18 protein-coding genes and 1 tRNA gene are annotated in these 19,256 nt (G+C 47.1%); 13 read left to right on the top strand and 6 right to left on the bottom strand.

Going from position 1 to position 19,256, the window contains the following annotated elements; translation table 11 throughout:
- Nucleotides 1-461 precede the first annotated feature (461 nt).
- Together IQ217_RS06575 and IQ217_RS06570 are read left to right on the top strand one after the other, a co-directional pair.
- Nucleotides 462-692, top strand: coding sequence for a type II toxin-antitoxin system RelE/ParE family toxin (locus IQ217_RS06575; RefSeq protein WP_228023957.1), 231 nt, complete (start codon nucleotides 462-464; stop codon nucleotides 690-692).
- Nucleotides 693-859: 167 nt separating this feature from the next.
- Entirely contained in the window at nucleotides 860-4,117 is a 3,258-nt protein-coding gene (locus IQ217_RS06570; protein WP_194019339.1) for a glycoside hydrolase family 9 protein, read from the top strand.
- A 204-nt stretch (nucleotides 4,118-4,321) separates the two neighbouring features.
- On the opposite strand, the gene IQ217_RS06565 is transcribed toward IQ217_RS06570, so the two are convergent.
- Both IQ217_RS06565 and IQ217_RS06560 read right to left on the bottom strand, forming a co-directional pair.
- A complete protein-coding gene (locus IQ217_RS06565; protein WP_194019338.1) occupies nucleotides 4,322-4,609 on the bottom strand; it encodes a hypothetical protein in 288 nt (95 codons plus the stop codon).
- 148 nt (nucleotides 4,610-4,757) lie between these two features.
- Entirely contained in the window at nucleotides 4,758-4,997 is a 240-nt protein-coding gene (locus tag IQ217_RS06560) for a type I restriction-modification system subunit M N-terminal domain-containing protein (RefSeq protein WP_228016714.1), read from the bottom strand.
- Between the two features lie 232 nt (nucleotides 4,998-5,229).
- Between IQ217_RS06560 and IQ217_RS06555 the strand changes: the two genes are divergently transcribed.
- The 9 genes from IQ217_RS06555 (at nucleotide 5,230) to IQ217_RS06515 (ending at nucleotide 13,377) form a co-directional block, all read left to right on the top strand.
- On the top strand, nucleotides 5,230-6,738 hold the full coding sequence (locus IQ217_RS06555; protein ID WP_194019337.1) for a ferredoxin--nitrite reductase: 1,509 nt from the start codon (nucleotides 5,230-5,232) through the stop codon (nucleotides 6,736-6,738).
- Between the two features lie 203 nt (nucleotides 6,739-6,941).
- Nucleotides 6,942-7,391 carry a cyanase gene (gene cynS / locus IQ217_RS06550; protein WP_194019336.1) on the top strand — a complete coding sequence of 150 codons (450 nt, stop codon included), beginning with the start codon at nucleotides 6,942-6,944 and terminating at the stop codon, nucleotides 7,389-7,391.
- Between the two features lie 15 nt (nucleotides 7,392-7,406).
- On the top strand, nucleotides 7,407-8,579 hold the full coding sequence (locus tag IQ217_RS06545) for a molybdopterin molybdotransferase MoeA (RefSeq protein WP_194019335.1): 1,173 nt from the start codon (nucleotides 7,407-7,409) through the stop codon (nucleotides 8,577-8,579).
- Nucleotides 8,555-9,538, top strand: a complete 984-nt coding sequence (gene moaA, locus IQ217_RS06540; RefSeq protein WP_194019334.1) for a GTP 3',8-cyclase MoaA — start codon at nucleotides 8,555-8,557, stop codon at nucleotides 9,536-9,538. Before IQ217_RS06545 ends, moaA begins: the two co-directional genes overlap by 25 nt.
- Nucleotides 9,539-10,582, top strand: a complete 1,044-nt coding sequence (moaC, locus tag IQ217_RS06535) for a cyclic pyranopterin monophosphate synthase MoaC (protein WP_194019333.1) — start codon at nucleotides 9,539-9,541, stop codon at nucleotides 10,580-10,582. It abuts the gene before it with no gap.
- Complete coding sequence (gene moaD / locus IQ217_RS06530) at nucleotides 10,566-10,811, top strand: molybdopterin converting factor subunit 1 (protein ID WP_194019332.1); 246 nt, start codon at nucleotides 10,566-10,568, stop codon at nucleotides 10,809-10,811. The genes moaC and moaD overlap by 17 nt, the downstream gene beginning before the upstream one ends.
- Before the next feature lie 5 nt (nucleotides 10,812-10,816).
- The gene (locus IQ217_RS06525; protein WP_190598125.1) at nucleotides 10,817-11,254 is read left to right on the top strand and encodes a molybdenum cofactor biosynthesis protein MoaE; all 438 of its coding nucleotides are present in this window, start codon (nucleotides 10,817-10,819) and stop codon (nucleotides 11,252-11,254) included.
- A gap of 154 nt (nucleotides 11,255-11,408) precedes the next feature.
- Nucleotides 11,409-11,693, top strand: coding sequence for a small RNA NsiR4-regulated ssr1528 family protein (locus IQ217_RS06520; RefSeq protein ID WP_194019331.1), 285 nt, complete (start codon nucleotides 11,409-11,411; stop codon nucleotides 11,691-11,693).
- 154 nt (nucleotides 11,694-11,847) lie between these two features.
- Nucleotides 11,848-13,377 (top strand): YifB family Mg chelatase-like AAA ATPase, encoded by a 1,530-nt coding sequence (locus IQ217_RS06515; RefSeq protein ID WP_194019330.1) that lies wholly within the window; start codon nucleotides 11,848-11,850, stop codon nucleotides 13,375-13,377.
- 39 nt (nucleotides 13,378-13,416) lie between these two features.
- Here the strand turns inward: IQ217_RS06515 and IQ217_RS06510 are convergent.
- Both IQ217_RS06510 and IQ217_RS06505 read right to left on the bottom strand, forming a co-directional pair.
- Nucleotides 13,417-13,497 (bottom strand) — tRNA-Leu (locus IQ217_RS06510).
- A 146-nt stretch (nucleotides 13,498-13,643) separates the two neighbouring features.
- Nucleotides 13,644-14,564, bottom strand: coding sequence for a PhzF family phenazine biosynthesis isomerase (locus tag IQ217_RS06505; RefSeq protein ID WP_194019329.1), 921 nt, complete (start codon nucleotides 14,562-14,564; stop codon nucleotides 13,644-13,646).
- 144 nt (nucleotides 14,565-14,708) lie between these two features.
- Here IQ217_RS06505 and gifA point away from each other — a divergent pair, with 144 nt between their 5' ends.
- Nucleotides 14,709-14,906, top strand: a complete 198-nt coding sequence (gene gifA / locus IQ217_RS06500; RefSeq protein ID WP_010871779.1) for a glutamine synthetase inactivation factor IF7A — start codon at nucleotides 14,709-14,711, stop codon at nucleotides 14,904-14,906.
- 314 nt (nucleotides 14,907-15,220) lie between these two features.
- Entirely contained in the window at nucleotides 15,221-16,258 is a 1,038-nt protein-coding gene (locus tag IQ217_RS06495; protein WP_190598121.1) for a LysR family transcriptional regulator, read from the top strand.
- 89 nt (nucleotides 16,259-16,347) lie between these two features.
- Here the strand turns inward: IQ217_RS06495 and IQ217_RS06490 are convergent, their stop codons facing one another.
- Entirely contained in the window at nucleotides 16,348-17,454 is a 1,107-nt protein-coding gene (locus IQ217_RS06490) for a hypothetical protein (protein ID WP_194019328.1), read from the bottom strand.
- Between the two features lie 124 nt (nucleotides 17,455-17,578).
- Nucleotides 17,579-19,256 (bottom strand): ABC1 family serine/threonine-protein kinase SpkK (spkK, locus tag IQ217_RS06485; RefSeq protein WP_228025714.1); only part of this gene is annotated, 1,678 nt, incomplete at its 5' end.

Raw genomic sequence — 19,256 nt, 5'->3', positions numbered from 1 at the left:
GTCGAGTGATGATGGTGTTCAACCCAGAAGGAGAGCGAATTTTAGGTGTATTTTCCTTGCCCAGTCTCTGGTTATTGTACCTAAAGTTATTCAGCGAAGCATCTGGTAGCACAAAACCTTTAGCGTAGACCGTTAGTATTATACCGTCACAACAAACTCAAGGAATTTAAAGGAATTTACTTATTATCTGATTATTCCAAAGAGGAAAATGAATAATGCCACAAGCAATGCAATTTTATCAAATCCTAGAAATTATAGACGGTCTTTCTATCAATGAACAACATGAATTAATTGATCTTGTTCGGCGTCGTCAAACAGAATAAAGAAGAGAAGAAATTGTTCAAAATATCCAAAAAACTTGTCGAGATTATCAGCAAGGAGAACAATTTCGAGGAAGTATTGACGAGATTATTGACGAACTAAATGATGATGAGTTAGTTTTAACTGCCTCTTTTAAACGGGTGTTTAAAGTGGTTGTTAAGAGAAATCCAGATCTGAAGAGAAAGATTGAAGCAAAATTAAGACTGTTAGCCGCAGATCCTTATAATCCTGTCCTCAGAAGCCACAAACTAAAGGGTAAATTATCTGGTGCCTGGGCTTGCAGTGTTGAGTATGATTGTCGCATCATATTTAATTTTGAGAAAAATCAAGAAAATTTAGAAGAAGAAATAGTTTTAGATGAGGTTTACTGACCGAAAAATCTGTCAAATTTAGTGTATTTATCCTTAGGCGTAGATGGAATATTTGGGTCAATATAAGCCAAAGCCAGTTAAAAACCCTCCACCTGAAGGGTTTAGGTTTCCAGGGATTGTTGCTTAAGTTGTAAAAAGTATCCCCATCCCCTTTAAAGCTCCTCGCCATGAACAGTACCAGTACCCTATCCCCCCTCACCGTAGCCGTGGGTGGCTCCCTCTGGTGGAACGGTTTTACCGCTGATTTCACCATCACCAACACCTCCAGCACCCCCCTTACTAACTGGACTTACACCTTCGACACTGTCCACAAAATTTCCGGTAATCCCTGGGGGGCGACGTTCACTAGCGTAGATTTGGGCAATGGCATCACCCGCTACACCCTAACGGGGGCCGGTTGGGCATCAAGTATTCCCCCTGGTGGTTCTGTCACCATTGGCTTTAACGGTACTCAGGGCAAGGCGATCGGTAACAGCGGCTCTTTAACCTCCGCCCTATTGTTCACTAACGCTGGGGGCAATACGGGGGGCACGGGGGGAGATCATCATCATCACGACCCAGATCCTATCCCTGATCCGGTTGTGGATCCCGATCCTGTAACACCTACCGATCCCGTGGTGGACTCTAATCCGAATCCTGGCACCGGCAGAGTGTTTGCGATTAATCCTGCGGCGGCCGATATTGTTGGTTTTAATCCGGCTCTAGATAGATTAGATTTTGGCGATGTGTCGGTGCACAACCTGATCGTTGGTAAGACCAGCACTGGGGAAGTGGCTATTATCAATCCCTGGGCCTGGACGCCTGAGTTCCAAATTATTCGGGGGGTTAGTTTTACCGATCTGACGGCAGTAAATTTTGGCATTGTACAAAACGAGCATTTACGCCAGGACATTGGCGGAGTCCTCAGTTGGGAATTGGGTTTGGGGGCTAGGAATAGCAACACAGTTTATGTTCGTTCCCATGAGTATGGGGTGCAGGAACGGATTGAAAATTTTGACCCTGCCACCATGAAGCTGAGCTTTCTCTACTACGGCACCAGGGAAAGATTAACCGTTACAGATACGGCGGAGGGTTTATTAATTGCCACCCAACCCACGGGGCAGACTCTATTGCTGGTGGGGATTACCCGCGGTCAATTGATTCCTGCCAATTTAGAATTTCACCATGACCAGGTAGTGGAAGACCGGTTGGAAGATGCTTTTGGGGTTACTGTCGCTCAAGTTACCATTGTCAGCCGCACTGGTTTAGCTACGCCCCAGGGCCCTGCAGGGCAAATTACCGACGGCCATCAGAGTCGGCCGGGCAATGGCTTAACCCCCATTGGCGGGGGAGAATTTAGCGGTGGGGCTGGGGGCCATGGCAGTGGCGATGACCACAGTCACCATGATCATGACCACGGCGGCGGTATGGACCATGGTTCTGACCCCGGTGATGGCATGGGAGGAGGCACTACCAATCCTCCTGCAACAGACCCTGATCCAGTTACTCCCCCACCCACTGATCCCATTTCTCCGGGTAGTCCTTTTACTGTCACGGTGGCAGGCAATCGTTGGTGGAATGGTTTTACGGCGGAATTGACCATAACCAATACCTCTAATACACGGCTTAATAGTTGGAGCTTTAGCTTCGATACGGTGCATAAAATCTCCGGTAGTCCCTGGGGCGCCACTGTACAGGGGACGGATTTAGGCGGAGGTATTACCCGTTATGTGGTCACCGGCAGTGAGTGGGCGGCGGCCATGGCCCCTGGCGCTTCAGTCAAAGTTGGTTTTAATGGTACCCAAGGAACGGCGATCGGTAATGATGGCAGTTTAAACGCCGATCTGCTTTTCCTCGGTGGTGGTATTGTCGGCCAACCTAGTGCTGGTTCTGGCGGTAATACCGGGGCAACTCCCACGAATCCCAATCCCCCCACTGACCCGATTAGCCCTGACCCCAATCCCGTTGATCCGCCGGCGATCGCCAATGGGGACCATAATTACGGCGAAGCTTTACAAAAATCGTTCCTGTTTTACGAAGCGAATCGTTCTGGAGACTTGGATGAAGCCACGAAACGGATTGACTGGCGGGGAGATTCCGGTCTGAGGGATGGTCGAGATGGTATTTATTTTGGTGGACAAAGTAATGGTAATTTGCAAGCGGGTTTGAGCCTAGACCTAACTGGTGGCTACCACGATGCGGGAGACCACGGCAAATTTGGTTTACCCCTCGCTTCTACTTTGACCACCCTAGCCTGGGGCGGTGTGGAATTTACAGCCGGTTATCAAACTAGCGGCCAAATGGATGACCTCCTCGCAACCATACGGTGGGGGACAGATTATATGCTCAAAGCCCACGTCACCAATGCCAATGGGGAAACCGCATTTTTTGTCGCCCAAGTGGGGAATGTGTCGGCGGATCATTCCCTCTGGAGTGCTCCGGAAAGTCAGACCATTGCTCGACCAGCCATGGCAGTCACCCCAGATAAACCTGGTTCCGATGTAGCGGCGGGATCGGCGGCGGCCCTAGCGGCAGCTTCCATTCTGTTCCGAGAAGCGGGGGATGTTGCCTATGCCGATGAATTGTTAGTTAATGCCCAATCTTTGTACCGATTTGCCGATACGTACCGGGGTAAATATTCCGACTCCATTCCCGAAGTGCGGAACTATTACAATTCCTGGAGTGGTTATGAAGATGAACTGGCCTATGGGGCCGCGTGGTTATCCCGGGCAGTTAATAGTGCGGGGGGAGATGGTTCTGCTTATCTGCAAAAAGCCTTAAATATTTACAACAGCGACATTGGCGGTCTAAGCCGAGGTTGGACCCACAATTGGGACGATGCTTCCTATGGCACGGCGGTGATCCTAGCCCAAGACAGCGGCAATCAAGCTATCAAACAAGATGTTACCCGCTGGTTAGATGCCTGGGTCAATGGCACCGATGGAGTCCAAATCACTGACGGTGGATTACGATTCATCAGTCAATGGGGTTCTCTGCGGTATGCGGCGAATACGGCAATGTTAGCGGCGGTGTACTCAGATGGTCTAACCGATCCCACGGGTAAATATGCCCAGTTGGCCCAGGATACGGTGGATTATATTTTGGGCAGTAATCCCCGTAATGCTAGTTATATGGTGGGTTACGGCAACGATTTCCCCCAACAACCCCACCACCGGGCCGCTTCGGGAGTCGGCTGGGACGGTTTCCGCAACGGTTTACCCAATGAACATGTTTTATTCGGTGCTTTGGTGGGAGGCCCCACTGCGGCCAATGATTTTAGCTATAACGATTCCCGGGATGACTACATCAGCAATGAAGTGGCCATTGACTACAATGCCGGCCTGACTGGAGCCTTGGCTTGGTCCGTAGAACAGTTTGGTGGCAATCCTCTCACGGCGGCTCAATTGAATGCTTTACCAGGTATTTCAGTGCCCCAGGGGATGTAGGAAAACAAGCTCAGAATGCCAAGGGGAGAACGGCAACTCCCCACCACTCCCAACTTCCCGATGGCGATTAGTGAATGGGAAGTCGCACTGGTGGATCCTACGGCGATCGCCGATGCAATTAACTAGGCAGCTTCATCTTGATTGAGACGAGTATAGACATTTTTCATCATTAATTCTTTGACCAAATCACCAAAGGATGGGTCTTCAAGGACTCGCTTTGGCATGGAGTCGGGAGGAAGTCACCACCATCGCTTTGGCTTTACCACCGATTTTGTGGATGACGAATTGGCGGAAATGCTCAATGATAATCTCAGTTTTTTTGCAAAGGTCATGGGGATGTAGGCTCACAAATCGGGCGATCGCCTTGGCTGCTTTTTTCTTATTGAATTCGGGGTCATCTTCAATGGCTTTGGAGAGGCGGAAAAATCGCTGGTAGGTGATGTAATTTTGGAGGACATTGAGAATAAAACCTTCCTCAATGGCTTGGCGCATGGAGTAAAGATGAAAGGGTTCTGGTTTACCTGTTTGGTCTTGCTGTCCAAAAATGGCTGGGGTTTTGGGTTTGGGGGTGGCGGTAAAGGCGAAAAATGAGAGATTACTTTGCTGACCACGGGCGGCGGCAGATTTTTCTACGGCTTCGTTAATGCCATCTTCTGCGTGTTTTCATTTTCCTGTTCCTCCTGGGCAGTTTCTTCAAGGTTTGGAGCAGAGAGTGACCCAATACCTTTTCCTTGGTGGGTTGCAACACACAATCCAACCGCCGTAGGACCGTCATCGGCAGAATAACTTTGCCATAATCCGACTGCTTATAGTCTCCCCGCAGGAGATCCGCCACCGACCAAATCAGTTCGCCTTTATCACTGGGTTGAAATTGAACCATGAATCACTAACAAAAACCTGGGGTAAGTCTTTCGATACTACATTGACATCCCCAATTATCGTCCATTCCATGGGCTGGAATACCAAATTATCGGCCCGATATTCCAACAAAAGTTAACGCATAGTCTAAATGCACAAACCGCATATAGGTAGGCTGAGTGTAATTTACGTTACAAAATTTAACGAAATGGGAACCCTATAGTGATTTCTACTGTTATCTGGCTTGAAGCGTTGTGGCTAATAAATTTGAGACCGTTAAGGCAACCAAAGATGGTTTGGCTGTCCGGGCTGAGTTGGAGCATTTTGCCCAGATTGGTTGGGAAAACATCCCCGAAGAGGACAGGGATCTACGCTTGAAGTGGTTGGGCATTTTTTTTCGCCCTGTTACCCCCGGGGAGTTCATGCTCCGTTTTCGCATTCCCCACGGCTTGCTCACCAGTCAGCAGTTGCAGGTCATTGGCGACATTATTGACCGCTACGGCGATCGGGGCAATGGGGACATCACCACCAGGCAAAATTTGCAGATTCGGGGCATCAAAATTGAAGATATTCCCGATATTTTTAGCAAGCTGGAAAGCTGTGGCCTGACCTCTGTCCAGTCCGGTATGGATAATGTGCGTAACATTACTGGCTCCCCGGTGGCAGGGTTGGAAAAGGATGAATTGATTGATACCAGAGACCTGGTGCAACGGGTACAGGACATGATCACCAATGGCGGTCAGGGTAATCCCGAATTTACCAACTTGCCCAGGAAATTTAACATTGCCATTGAAGGAAGTCGGGATAATTCTGTCCACGCAGAAATTAACGATGTGGCCTTTGTGCCGGCCTATCGGGAAGGAATTTTAGGATTCAACGTGGTGGTAGGGGGCTTTTTCTCCTCCCGTCGTTGTGAGGCGGCCATTCCCCTGGATGCTTGGGTGCAACCGGATCAACAGGTGGTGGATCTGTGCCGAGCTATTTTGGAAGTCTATCGTGACCATGGTTTGCGGGCTAACCGTCAAAAGTCCCGCTTAATGTGGCTAATTGATGAATGGGGAGTCACCAAATTTCGGGAGGAAGTGGCCGCCAAGTTGTCCTTTCCCCTGTTAACAGCGGCTCCCAAGGATGAGTTGGACTGGGATAAGCGGGATCATTTGGGAGTTCACCCCCAGAAACAGGCGGGGTTAAATTATGTGGGACTCCATGTGCCGGTGGGCCGTCTCTATGCCAATGACTTTTTTGAATTCTCCCGTTTGGCGGCAAGCTACGGCAGTGGGGAAGTGCGGCTGACGGTGGAACAAAATTTAATTTTGGTCAATGTCCCCGACGAAAAACTTGAAGCACTTTTAGCGGAACCTTTACTGGATAAATTTAAGGTTAATCCTGACAACCTAAAAAGATCGGTGGTGTCCTGTACGGGGGCGCAATTTTGTAAATTCGCTCTGATCGAAACGAAAAATCGAGCCTTGGCCATGGTGGAGGCGTTGGAAAAGGAACTTACTGTGCCAAGTCCAGTGCGGATCCATTGGACTGGATGTCCCAACTCCTGTGGCCAACCCCAGGTGGCGGACATTGGCTTGATGGGCACAAAGGTGCGCAAAGATGGCAAAACGGTGGACGGGGCAGACGTTTACCTAGGGGGGAAAGTGGGTAAAGATGCCCATTTAGGAACCTGTGTCCATAAGAGCATTCCCTGTGATGAACTCCAGCCTTTGCTGGCTCAGATTTTAATTGAACAATTTGGTGCAGTGCGGCGTTGATTTTAGCACCCAAGTTCTGGTTAATTCTGCCATCGATAACATCTCCAGATTTATCGGCAGTAGTACTCTCTGGGCTTTTCCCGTCAGAATCCCATGGCGGTAGATTTTTCTGGGTGCCCATGGTCCTTGCATAGGCGGGTCAATCTGTAGTCTGAAAATTAATTCCGTTGAATTGAAACTATTTAATTAATAGGGAGAACTCCATGTCGAGTACTGAAATTTCTGCCATTACGACAAAACTTCTGGAAGCGAAAAAAGCCAAGGGAGTCACCTTCGCCGATTTGGAGCAATTGCTCGAACGGGATGAAGTCTGGATTGCCGCTGTGATTTATCGACAGGCCAGTGCTTCCGTTGATGAGGCGGAAAAACTTCTTCAATGCCTCGGCTTGAGCGGTGATCTTGTGCCCGAACTTACTGCTCCTTCGGTTAAGGGTTTGGGACCAGTGGTTCCCACGGATCCCCTCATTTATCGCTTTTATGAGATTATGCAGGTCTATGGCATGCCCATGAAGGAAGTGATCCATGAAAAATTCGGGGATGGTATCATGAGTGCCATCGACTTTACCCTCGATGTGGAAAAAGAAGCAGATCCCAAGGGAGATCGGGTTAAAGTGACGATGAATGGTAAATTCCTACCCTACAAGAAATGGTAATGGGGAGCGTCCGAAATGATTTCCGTTGCCGCCGCTGTTGAAATTATCCAAACCCATTGGCCGGATTTTGGTGATACCACCATTGATTTTGATGGTAGCTATGGGGCAGTTCTGGCGGAATCCATTGAGGCCGACCGGGATTATCCCCCTGGCGATCGGGTAATGATGGATGGCATTGCCTTGGCTTGGTCAGAATATAACCAGGGCCGTCGTCAGTTCAACCTTTTGGGGACGGTGGCGGCAGGCGATCGCCGATGTAGTTTACCGGACCAGGCCGGTTGCTTAGAGGTGATGACGGGGGCCCTACTACCCCAGAATTGTGATTTGGTTATTCCCTACGAAGAGGTGGCGATCGCCGATCATCAGGTGAAAATTGTTGATCTCCGGTCAAGAAATCCAGGGGAATTTATTCACTCAAAAGCTAGTGATTGCCGATCAGGAACAGTTATTTTAGAATCTGCTTCAAAGTTAAACGGCCCCGCTTGGAGCATCATTACTTCCTTTGGAAAAACTAAAGTCAAAATTAAGCAAACGCCCCGCATCCAAATTATTTCCACCGGGGATGAATTGGTGGAAGTTACTCAAAAACCAGAATCTCATCAGCTACGTCGTTCTAATCTTTATGGACTCCAAGTATCCCTACAAAGTCGAGGGTTTCAGAATCTAAACTTGAATCACTTAGCTGATGATCAAGAGGTAATTATTAGCCATTATCAACGGGCTAAACTGGAGTATGACATTTTGATTTATTCCGGTGGCATTTCTAAAGGTAAATTTGACTATTTACCAAAGGTCTGGTCTGAGCTAGGCGTAACTAAATATATCCATGGCGTGGCCCAAAAGCCCGGTAAGCCGATGTATTTTGGTGTTGATCATCAGGCTAAAACTGTTATTATTGGTCTGCCGGGAAACCCTATTTCTAGTCTTGTTTGTTTACATCGCTACTTTTTGGATAATCCTCCAATCTACGCCCAGTTAACTAGGGATTTTACTTTTAAAAAAGATTTGACCTATTTTTTACCTGTTAAGCGAAGTTATACTCCCCAGGCGGTGATTACAGCTGAGCCGCTGCCCGTCAAAAACTCCGGGGAATTTATTGCCCTAGCTAACAGTGATGGCTTTTTGGAACTACCTCAGCACCAAGCATATTTTCAGGCTGGAGAATGTTTTCCTTTTTATGCCTGGTAGAATTAGCATTGCCCATGTCCCAGACCTTAGTTGATAGTTATGGCCGCCGCATTCGTAAATTGAGGGTTTCCCTCACGGATCAGTGTAATTTGCGTTGCCATTATTGTATGCCAGTGGACGCAACATTTCTTAATCAATCGACTTATTTATCTTGTCAAGAATATGGGGAAATTGTTGGAGAATTAATTGAATTTGGCTTGGAAGAAGTCCGCCTAACCGGGGGAGAACCTTTGCTGAGAAGTAACTTCGCCGAAATTGCCCGAGCCATTGGTCAATTAAAACTTAAAAAAATTGGTTTGACCACCAATGGTATTGTTCTAGATCGACATTTGGATACCCTTAGGGAAAATAATATTCTGGATTTAAACGTTAGTCTCGATAGTTTAAATGTTAAAACTTTTCGGGAAATCACCCATGGCAATTATCTGAAAATAATCCTTCGTAATCTCGAATTAGCCCATCATCAAGGATTTAAGATCAAACTCAATACGGTGGTAATGAGGGGGATTAATGATCAGGAAATTTTTGATTTGATTGAATATGCTAAACAATGGGATATGGAGATTAGATTTTTGGAAATTATGCGCATTGGATATGCCTGTCAACAGCAGGAAAGAACATTCATTTCTGCCCAAGAGTTGCTGACCAAAATTCAACAAAAATATAATTTGAAACCGATCCAATCGGCCTTGGACGCTACGGCTTTTCGCTATAGCACTAGCTGTGGGGGCGTAATCGGTTTTATTGCGTCCGAATCCCAGCCATTTTGCGGTCATTGTTCCCGTTGGCGGCTATCGGTAGATGGGACTCTGCGGGCCTGTTTGCTTAAAAATGAAGGGGTTAACATTCGCAACTTTTCGCCATTGGAACGTCAGCAAGTTTACTGGCAATTACTGGGAATGAAGCCCTATTTGCGACCCCCCGAAGTTAGCCATGCCATGCATCAAATTGGAGGATAAATGTTTACCCATCTCGACGAAAATCAACAGCCCCGCATGGTGGATATTAGTCAAAAAGTAGCTGGCGATCGCCGGGCAGTGGCCCAGTGCATAGTGCAGTTACCTAAGGCCATCAAAGATTATTTAACAGGGCAGGAAATTGTTCTGAAGAAGGGGCCAGTGATTCAAACAGCGATTATTGCTGGCACCATGGCAGTGAAAAAAACAGCGGATCTGATTCCCTTTTGCCATACCTTACCAATCCATGGCTGTAAATTTGATGTCAAGATTGTTGATCAAGGACAAGATTATTTGGAGATAATTTTGCAATGTGCTGTTAACACTAATTACAAAACTGGGGTAGAAATGGAAGCCCTTTGTGGAGTCTCCGTGGCGGCATTAGCCATTTACGATATGTGTAAATCCATCAGCTCTGAAATTATTATCAAAAACACTCAATTAATAGAAAAGACCGGTGGCAAAGCCGATATTAAGCAAACTCCTCTCTACGGTTTAGTGTTGACCGGCGGAAAAAGCAAACGCATGGGTAAGGACAAGGCGTTAATTAATTATCAAGGGCAACCCCATGGGCAATATATCTACGATTTATTATCAAAATATTGTGAACAAGTTTTCCTCTCCGCCCGCCCCGGCCAGTGGCAAGGCACTGCGTTAGAAAATTTACCTACCTTAGTTGACGAAGGAGAAAGTGTGGGGCCGATGTCGGGAATTTTAACGGCGTTGCAGAGTTATCCCCAGGTTAATTGGCTAATTATTGCCTGTGATTTGGTCTATATCAATAGTACAATGGTGGAAAAGCTAATTGCCCATGCCCGCCAAGATTTGGTGGCAACTTGCTACGAAAATGCTGATCAAGGTTTTCCCGAAGCGTTGTGTGGCATTTACACTCCCCTTGCCCTAAAGTTATTTACTAAAGCGAAACATATTGGTTTACATTGTCCAGTTAAAATTTTACAAATGGCGGATTACCAATTGATCAAGCCTGACAATTTACTTGACATTGCCAACGTTAATAGCCCAGAAGATTATGTCCAAATCAATTAAGTTAAGGTATTTTGCTTCTCTCCAGGAACAGGCCAAAGTTGCGGAGGAAAATTTAATCACCGATCTAAATACCTACCGAGAACTTTATGATTTATTGTCGGAGCGTTATAGATTTAATTTGTCTTCTACTCAAGTAAAAGTTGCAGTCAATGATGAATTTACCACCATGGAAAATATAATTTTAGACCAGTCCACTATCGTTTTTATCCCCCCCGTTGCTGGGGGCTAATTTCCATGGCTTTAGCTTTATTTGACATTAGTGACCAACCGATTAATACCCAACCTTTAATTGCGGCTTTAGAGTATGACCAGGCTGGAGCCTTGGTAACTTTTGCCGGTTGGGTCAGAAATCACAATGATGGCAAACAAGTTAACTCTTTGGAATACCAGGTTTATCAGGAGTTAGCCATTAACGAGGGCTTTAAAATTATTACTGAAGCTAAGGAAAAATATGATCTTCACCAGGCGATCGCCATCCATCGGAGTGGCCATTTAAAAATAGGGGAAACCGCGGTGTGGGTGGGGACAGTGGCTAGCCATCGCCAAGCCGCTTTTCAAGGCACTCAGTATGTTATTGACCAAATTAAATTGAGATTACCGATTTGGAAAAAGGAGCATTATCTCAATCATCCGGCCGCATGGGTTTATTGCTCCCATCACCACAGTCACTAGATTATTAATCATCTAGCCAGGTGGAGATTAATAATATTTATTGATGGCACTGATTTGATTTAATCGTCGCAATTATCTGGCGGATATTGGTGATTTTAGTGACCTTTTTTCGCTAGGATAATTAAAGCAAAATAACTCGAGGGTAATATTGATTATGGCTAATACAACCAAAGGAGCCGATGCCATTGACCAGGCGATCGCCGCTGGCATTGATTTTGATGGCAGTGCTATTCCCCCAGCCAAACTGGAACTCTATCATCAAGTGATGGGTTTGGAAGCAGGGCGGCAACGCAGTGGGGTTAGTAATACCATGCGCTCCCGCATTGTCCGCATTGGAGCCAAGCATATTGCCCAGGCAGAATTAGACCAAAAATTGATTGACGCTGGCTTTGCCCCCCTCAAGGATAAAGAAATTGCTTTTTTCTATGGCGCTAAGTAATTTAGGTTGCCTTTAAGCAGAGTAGTTATCTCCCTGGCTGGCTAGACTTAGAACCCATTGTCGACCTCCAGGGTGGGGGAGCTTTAGTGAAAATTTTCCCATGCTATCTTGATAGATAAAATCAGGCTAAGTGAACTGAGTTTGTGGATCGATTATGTTAGCAAGGGTTTGGAGTGCTTCCCTGTTGGGCATTGATGCCATCAAGGTCGGAGTGGAAGTGGACGTTTCTGCTGGGTTACCGGCGATCGCCGTGGTGGGACTACCAGATACGGCAGTGCAGGAATCGAGGGAACGGGTCAAGGCGGCGTTAAAAAATGCAGGCTTTGCTTTTCCAGTACGACGCATTGTCATTAACCTCACCCCGGCGGATTTACGAAAGGAAGGCCCCAGTTTCGATCTGCCCATTAGCATTGGCGTCCTCGCAGCATCGGAACAGGTGGATGCCCAACTGTTGGGTGATTATTTGTTTTTAGGGGAAATGTCCCTAGATGGCAGTTTAAGGGCGATCGCCGGAGTTCTTCCCATTGCGGCCACAGCACAAAAAATGGGCCTAGCGGGCATAGTCGTACCGTCCGGTAATGCCTTGGAAGCCTCCGTGGTGCAGGGCTTAAAAGTCTACGGCTTCGACCATATTAAAGACGTGGTGGAATTTCTTGGAGCACCGGAAAAATTCACCCCAGTTAATGCCCAGGATGCCAAGCAACAGTGGAGCATGCCCCTACCTTGCCTGGATTTAAAAGACGTGAAAGGGCAATCCCATGGCCGGAGAGCATTAGAAATTGCCGCCGCGGGGGGCCATAACTTGATTTTTGTCGGGCCACCGGGCAGTGGTAAAACCATGTTGGCTAGGCGTTTACCGGGTATTCTGCCGCCGCTCCATTTTGAAGAAGCACTGGAAGTGTCCCAAATCCATTCCGTAGCAGGATTGCTGAAGGAACGGGGGCAGTTAATTCGTCAGCGCCCTTTTCGCAGTCCCCACCATTCGGCTTCCGGCCCTTCCCTAGTGGGAGGCGGTAGCTTTCCCCGGCCGGGGGAAATCTCCTTGGCCCATCGAGGGGTTCTGTTTTTAGATGAATTGACAGAATTTAAACGCAATGTGTTGGAATTTTTGCGTCAACCCTTGGAGGACGGGCAAGTTACCATTTCCCGCACCAAGCAAACCATCATGTTTCCTGCCCAATTTACCCTTATTGCCAGCACCAATCCCTGTCCCTGTGGTTATTTTGGCGATCCAATTCAAGCCTGTTCCTGTTCTCCCCGCCAGAGAGAAATGTATTGGTCCAAGCTTTCTGGCCCCCTGATGGACCGTATCGATTTACAGGTGGCAGTTAACCGTCTTAAGCCAGAGGAAATGACCAGCCAAGGCCAGGGAGAAAGTTCAGAACCAGTACGACAACGGGTAGCTAAGGCCAGGGCCATGGCGATCGCCAGATTTAGCAAAGACTCAAAAATTAGTTGTAATGCCGAAATGCAGGCGGGACAATTACGTCAATTTTGTCAGTTGGATGAAAACTGCCGTCAACTGCTGGAAGGAGCAATTAAAAAACTGGGGCTCTCCGCCCGGGCCATGGACCGAATTTTAAAGGTATCCCGCACCATTGCTGATCTAAGCCAATCGGATCATATCCAAGCATCCCATCTGGCGGAAGCAATCCAATACCGCACCCTGGACAGGTTTACCTAATGTTTACCCCTAGGGTGGAACATTAACTTCGTTTTTTAATGCGGACGGGGAGACTCGAACTCCCACGCCAAAGACACTAGAACCTAAATCTAGCGCGTCTACCAATTCCGCCACGTCCGCGTCCGACCAATCATCCTATCACAATCCTCCCGGTTTTTTCCCAGTTGTCCAAGCAACCTATGGGTAAATCCCTTTTTCAGTGGGGTTGGGGTAAGGGAAAAAGAAAAATTTCTCCCTCCAGGGTTTCCATCTGTCTAAATTCCCTGCTAATTTCCCAGGTTCATAAAACCCTCTGATACTAAAACCGATCGCCCGGCCACTTTCACTGCCGTAATCGCTTGATTTTCCTTCACCACAGTTAATTGTAATTGGCTGGGCCTTCCCAAGGCTTGGCCCTGTTCAATCTGCCAGTGATATTGCCCTGGAGCCTCCAGGCGATCTCCGAAGTAACCACCTAACGCCGCTACCCCGGAGCCAGTGGCAGGATCTTCGGCAATGCCCAAACCAGGGGCAAACATCCGCCCATGGATCAACTTGTTATCTAATAAACCTAGGGCAGGATCCGCTGGGGCCAGACAATAAACGCAATGGGCCCATTGATCCGCCAATAGGTCTTGCCAAACCGCCAAGTTAAAACTAATTCCGTTTAACGCCTCCTCATCCACTAAGGGAATAAATAAAAAGGGCAACCCACAGGAATAGGCTTTTGCTTCATACTCCCCTTGCTGTAGTTGATCAATGGATAGCCCTAAAAGCAGGGTCAAATCCTGGCCGGATGGGGCGGACCCCTGGGTTTGAGGAAGTTGAGCCACGGTTAATTCCGTTTGTATCAACTGTCCTTGATCGTAGTGGAGAGTGACAGGCACTAGGCCCACTGGCTCTTCCAACTGCCAAGTAGTGGTGACTAAAGGGCTGGGGGGCTGGAGTAAACCCAACAGATAGGCGGCCCCAATGGTGGGGTGCCCCGCAAAATCTAATTCTGTTTTGGGGGTAAAAATTCTTAGGCGGAAATTCCCCACTGCCGTCTCTGGAGGCAACACAAACACGGTTTCGGAATAATTGATTTCTGCGGCAATGTTCTGCATTTGCCCATCGGTCAAACCCTGGGCGTCGGGAAAAACCGCCAGGGGATTGCCACCAAAAAGTTGGTCGGTGAACACGTCAAGGGTGTAAAAGCGATAGCGCATAGGACTAACTGGAGAATTGAGAATCAGAAAAAAAGGGATGTAAATTTTTGTTTCTGTATAAAATGTTACAGAATTGTGTGTTATAAATATTAAAGAGGGTAATTAACCAAAACTTTTTTCAGCAATCGCCAAGAGGTATTCACTATGTCTACTCAACAACAAGCCCGCGCTCTCATGATGCGCCACCACCAATTTATTAAAAACCGTCAACAGTCTATGTTGTCCCGGGCTGCCGCTGAGATTGGCGTGGAAGCCGAAAAAGATTTTTGGACCACTGTACAGGGCAAACCCCAATCCAGTTTCCGTACGACCTATGACCGTAGTAATGCTTCCCTCAGTTAGTTTGACTGTAGCTAGGGTATTCAACGCTGAATGCTTTAGCACGGGGTTAGAGTTCAGCGGAGTAGTAAAAATAAGCCAATAACCACCATTTTGTGGATTTTGCAAAGGGAGGGAGTAAATTAACTGCCCTCTTTTTTGCGTCGGTCAGAGTAAATTAACTTTTTTGAGCGAGATTAGTCTTGATGGTAACTAGGCTCCCATCGGGGAATTAGACCCTGGGCTATACCGTTGTAAAGGCTCTAATTGTGGTACTGTCAGTGCAATAGGGCTGTCCCTGTCTTTCTCCCTGTCTTGTTCATCGTTTGGCTGGATCTATGTCGGATATCCCGTTCACGTTGGATCAACTTCGCATCCTCAAGGCGATCGCCTCGGAAGGCAGTTTTAAACGGGCGGCAGACACATTGTACGTTTCCCAACCGGCAGTTAGTTTGCAGGTGCAAAACCTGGAAAAGCAGTTGAGCGTGCCTTTATTTGACCGGGGAGGGCGCAAGGCTCAATTGACGGAGGCGGGGCATTTACTGCTCAATTACGGCGAAAAAATTATTACCCTCTGCCAAGAAACCTGTCGGGCGATCGAGGATTTACAGAATTTGCAGGGGGGAACCCTAATTGTGGGGGCTTCTCAAACCACAGGTACCTACCTCCTGCCCCGGATGATCGGTATGTTCCGGCAGAAATATCCCGATGTAACGGTGCAATTGCAAGTCCATTCAACCCGCAGGACGGCCTGGGGCGTGGCCAACGGTCAGGTGGATTTGGCCATTATCGGCGGCGAGGTACCGGCGGAGTTGCAGGAAACTTTGACAGTATTGCCCTACGCGGAGGACGAATTGGCCCTGATTTTGCCAGTGTTCCATCCCTTGGCCCAGGCAGAGACAATCCAAAAGGAAGATCTATACAAGCTTAAATTTATTAGTCTTGATTCCCAATCTACTATCCGCAAAGTGATTGATAAGGTGTTGAGCCAGGGAGAAATTGACCCCAAGCGCCTTAAAGTTGAAATGGAGCTCAATTCCATCGAAGCGATTAAAAATGCGGTGCAGTCCGGTTTGGGAGCGGCCTTCGTCTCCACCACGGCGATCGAAAAGGAATTGGAGATGAATGTGCTCCATATCGCCCCGATTAAAAATGTGGAAATTCGCCGGGTTCTTTCGGTGATCATTAACCCCAACCGTTACCGTTCCAAGGCTTCTGCCGCTTTCATTCGAGAAGTATTGCCCCAATTTTCCACCCATCCCGATGCCCTCGACCCCGAAAGGTTATTCGCTAATCCCTACAGCAACAATAACGGCGATCGCCAAGGGGATGGCAAGGACGGCAAAGGGGGAATTGAAATCGATTCAGTAACGTAGATAGGAAAACTCAGGGCCAATTAAATAGTCGAGAATAGCTCGAACTTAATTACTCGATTCTAAAATCTAATTGAGCCGATGCAACTAGCCTAGACTCCACCCATTACTCTATATTTTTCTCGATAACTGAGCAGTAAATCGTCAATTTCCATTTGGTGAATTTTGAAAGCTTCATTATGAATAACTGCCAAACACTTGCTTAACTGATCCTGGGTTAGGGATTCATCTAACAACTGATTAAACAGCTTAAAGAAGGAAATTTTACCCTTTTCCAGGGAGCGCTTCTTGGCATCTCCTGTAGCAGTAAAGAGAAAATGATAGGGAAAACTAACCCTGGCATTGGGTTCAGAGCAAAAGAAAGCCAACATGATTACAAATAGCGGAATTACCATTGTCCGTTTCTCTACTTTTTCCTTGAGTAGTAGTTTAGCTAGAACTTTACGATAACCAATTTCGCTGTAGTCAAAGGTAAACATTTCCCGAAAAGGATGCTCTTGTTGTTTATTCACTATATTAAGAATAACTCCGGTTTCATCCAAGGCACGAACTAAAGCCTGCCATTTGTCGTAGGTTAAATTATCCAAACTATAATTAAGGTCACAAAAGTTAATGAAATCAGTCAAAATTTTCTCAAACTGGGTCGGCAGTTCAATGTGATCGAACTGATGCATATCGTCGGGAATGGGAGGAATGAAGTAGCGAATTAGTAATAATTGATGGATAGTAGGATTAAAGACCTGTAAAAATTTGTCGAGGTCATCCGCATAATCCTTGAAAGACACAATTGATTTTTTACGAATGTCTTTAATGGTAACTAACAAGTGCCCCGGTTGAAGATTAAACGATTCCCGGTAAAGTTTTTGCCGCAAATTTTGGCGATGAATTTCCAAACACTCCTCTACTCTTTGTTCAATTAAACGCTGGGGATTTTGATAGTACTCCCGGGTAACTAATACTTTATGTAGGTCAACAATGTGTAAAGGAGTTAGGATGCCCTTTTGTAGACGAAGATTGATAACAGACTTACCAAATTCATCAATGACAAACTGTTTACGCTGACGACGGAGAAGTTTTTGTTCTTCAATGGGCACCCTTGGTATACCAGAAAGGGTGGATTTTGCATTCTCTTCTGCGGGGGGTGGAGGCTCTAAGTTGACATCGACTTTGTTCTTCTTTTGAAAGATCTTAAGAAACATATCAACTCTTCCCCAGGATAGATGAAAGTGAAGGCACTATGATAGCTCAAAGGGGAACCCAAGCTGTTGTGAGGTCAAAATATCTTTACTTAAACGGCAATTGCCGGGCAATGGACAGAAACGTTTACCGTTGGGGCAGAATGGTGCTCACCCCGGCGAGGGAAAATTCCCGCACTGCGTTCCAAGCGACGCTTACTAGTTCCTGGGGCTTAAAGTCATCCTTCACCAGACCCCAAATTCTTTGCACTTCATCCGTATGCAGGCGATCATCCTCCGTTAAAGCCAGGAGAATTTGCCGCCGTAGATATAGACCTTCCTCGGAAAAGAGGAACTGTAAACCCAATTGGGCTGTGGGCAAAAGGTCAAACTTGGTATCAGAACGGGCAATGCTGAGCATATTTTCCAACCGTTGCCATTGGAATTTGCCATTTTTAAACAGCACATCAATCAGTTGGCGGCGTAGTTGGGGAGATTCCCCGGTTAATAAGCGACGGGCTACGTAGGGATAAGCCACTTCGACAATTTTGAAATTGGGGTCTAAACTCAGGGCTAAACCTTCTTGGGTCACCAAGGAACGAATAATCAGAGCAAATTTGGCCGGTACTCGGAAAGGATAGTCATACATCAACTCGGAAAAATCGTCGGTGATGGTTTTAAAGTTAAAGTCTTGGACGCTCTGGCCAATGGCACTACCAAAAACATTCTCTAGGGCAGGAATAATGGGGGTAATGTCGGTGTTGGGAGCAAGAAAACCGAGGGCAATAAAGTCTTCTGTGAGGGCTAGGTAATCCTTATTAATTAACTGGACAATGGAGCTGGCAATGGTTTCCTTGGTACCCGGTTCTAACTGGTCCATCATGCCAAAATCAATGTAGGCCATGCGACCGTCTAAGGTGGCAAATAGGTTACCGGGGTGGGGATCGGCATGGAAAAAACCATGTTCCAGCAGTTGCCGGAGCCCGGAAGTAACACCAATTTTGATGATGTTGCTGGGGTCGAGGCCCGCCGCTCGAATTTTATCTATGTCGGTTAATTTAAAGCCTTGAATCCATTCGAGGGTGAGGACTTTTTGATTGCTGTATTGCCAATAAATACACGGCACTTTAACATCGGCGTCGCCATGGAAATTTTCGGCAAATTTTTCGGCGTTGCGACCCTCGTTTAAATAATCAATTTCTTCAAACAGCTTAATACCAAACTCATCCACAATCAAAGTTAAGTCGTGGCCGAGGTTGAGGGGCAGAAATCGCCCAAATTTTTCCGCTCCCAAACGCATCAGATATAGATCTAAGCTAAGCCGAGGGCGCAGATTGGGGCGCTGTACTTTCACTGCTACTTCTTCGCCACTGAAAAGCATGGCACGGTACACTTGCCCTAAACTAGCGGCGGCCACAGGGTGGGCGGAAATTTCCCGGTATGCTTCGTCTACTTTCATGCCCAATTGCTCTTCCATGAGCCGAAAGGCAAGGTCATTGTCGAAGGGCGGTAGTTGATCCTGAAGTTTGATTAATTCTTCTAAAAAGTCTCGCCGTACCAGATCGGGTCGGGTGGAGAGGGCCTGACCCACTTTTATAAAAGTCGGCCCCAATTTGGTTAGTAATTCCCGTAAATCCTCCGCCCGTTGCCGTTTGTAATATTCCACCTGATGGGTCCATTGATCCCAGAGCAAACAGGTGAGGAAAAAACCAAAGGACCAGAGCACCTCCAGGGCACGGCTAAGTACTTTCCAGGGACGACGACGGTAATAGTTGGCGATCGCCTTAACGTCGTAGCGACGAATATTATCGAGTTCGGATTGGGGG

This window comes from Synechocystis salina LEGE 00031, assembly GCF_015207985.1.
In the GTDB taxonomy this organism is placed as follows: Bacteria; Cyanobacteriota; Cyanobacteriia; order Cyanobacteriales; family Microcystaceae; genus Synechocystis; species Synechocystis salina.
The sequence above is the reverse complement of the archived record's forward strand: the minus strand, read 5'-3'. Positions and strand labels throughout refer to the sequence as shown.

What these genes read in the sequence shown, in the direction of transcription:
- IQ217_RS06570 (WP_194019339.1), top strand. Translation starts at nt 860, where the DNA reads ATGAACAGTACCAGTACCCTATCCCCCCTCACCGTAGCCGTGGGTGGC.
- IQ217_RS06565 (WP_194019338.1), bottom strand. Translation starts at nt 4,609, where the DNA reads ATGCGCCAAGCCATTGAGGAAGGTTTTATTCTCAATGTCCTCCAAAAT.
- IQ217_RS06560 (WP_228016714.1), bottom strand. Translation starts at nt 4,997, where the DNA reads ATGGTTCAATTTCAACCCAGTGATAAAGGCGAACTGATTTGGTCGGTG.
- cynS (WP_194019336.1), top strand. Translation starts at nt 6,942, where the DNA reads ATGTCGAGTACTGAAATTTCTGCCATTACGACAAAACTTCTGGAAGCG.
- IQ217_RS06545 (WP_194019335.1), top strand. Translation starts at nt 7,407, where the DNA reads ATGATTTCCGTTGCCGCCGCTGTTGAAATTATCCAAACCCATTGGCCG.
- moaA (WP_194019334.1), top strand. Translation starts at nt 8,555, where the DNA reads ATGTTTTCCTTTTTATGCCTGGTAGAATTAGCATTGCCCATGTCCCAG.
- moaC (WP_194019333.1), top strand. Translation starts at nt 9,539, where the DNA reads ATGTTTACCCATCTCGACGAAAATCAACAGCCCCGCATGGTGGATATT.
- moaD (WP_194019332.1), top strand. Translation starts at nt 10,566, where the DNA reads ATGTCCAAATCAATTAAGTTAAGGTATTTTGCTTCTCTCCAGGAACAG.
- IQ217_RS06525 (WP_190598125.1), top strand. Translation starts at nt 10,817, where the DNA reads ATGGCTTTAGCTTTATTTGACATTAGTGACCAACCGATTAATACCCAA.
- IQ217_RS06520 (WP_194019331.1), top strand. Translation starts at nt 11,409, where the DNA reads ATGGCTAATACAACCAAAGGAGCCGATGCCATTGACCAGGCGATCGCC.
- IQ217_RS06515 (WP_194019330.1), top strand. Translation starts at nt 11,848, where the DNA reads ATGTTAGCAAGGGTTTGGAGTGCTTCCCTGTTGGGCATTGATGCCATC.
- IQ217_RS06505 (WP_194019329.1), bottom strand. Translation starts at nt 14,564, where the DNA reads ATGCGCTATCGCTTTTACACCCTTGACGTGTTCACCGACCAACTTTTT.
- gifA (WP_010871779.1), top strand. Translation starts at nt 14,709, where the DNA reads ATGTCTACTCAACAACAAGCCCGCGCTCTCATGATGCGCCACCACCAA.
- IQ217_RS06495 (WP_190598121.1), top strand. Translation starts at nt 15,221, where the DNA reads ATGTCGGATATCCCGTTCACGTTGGATCAACTTCGCATCCTCAAGGCG.
- IQ217_RS06490 (WP_194019328.1), bottom strand. Translation starts at nt 17,454, where the DNA reads ATGTTTCTTAAGATCTTTCAAAAGAAGAACAAAGTCGATGTCAACTTA.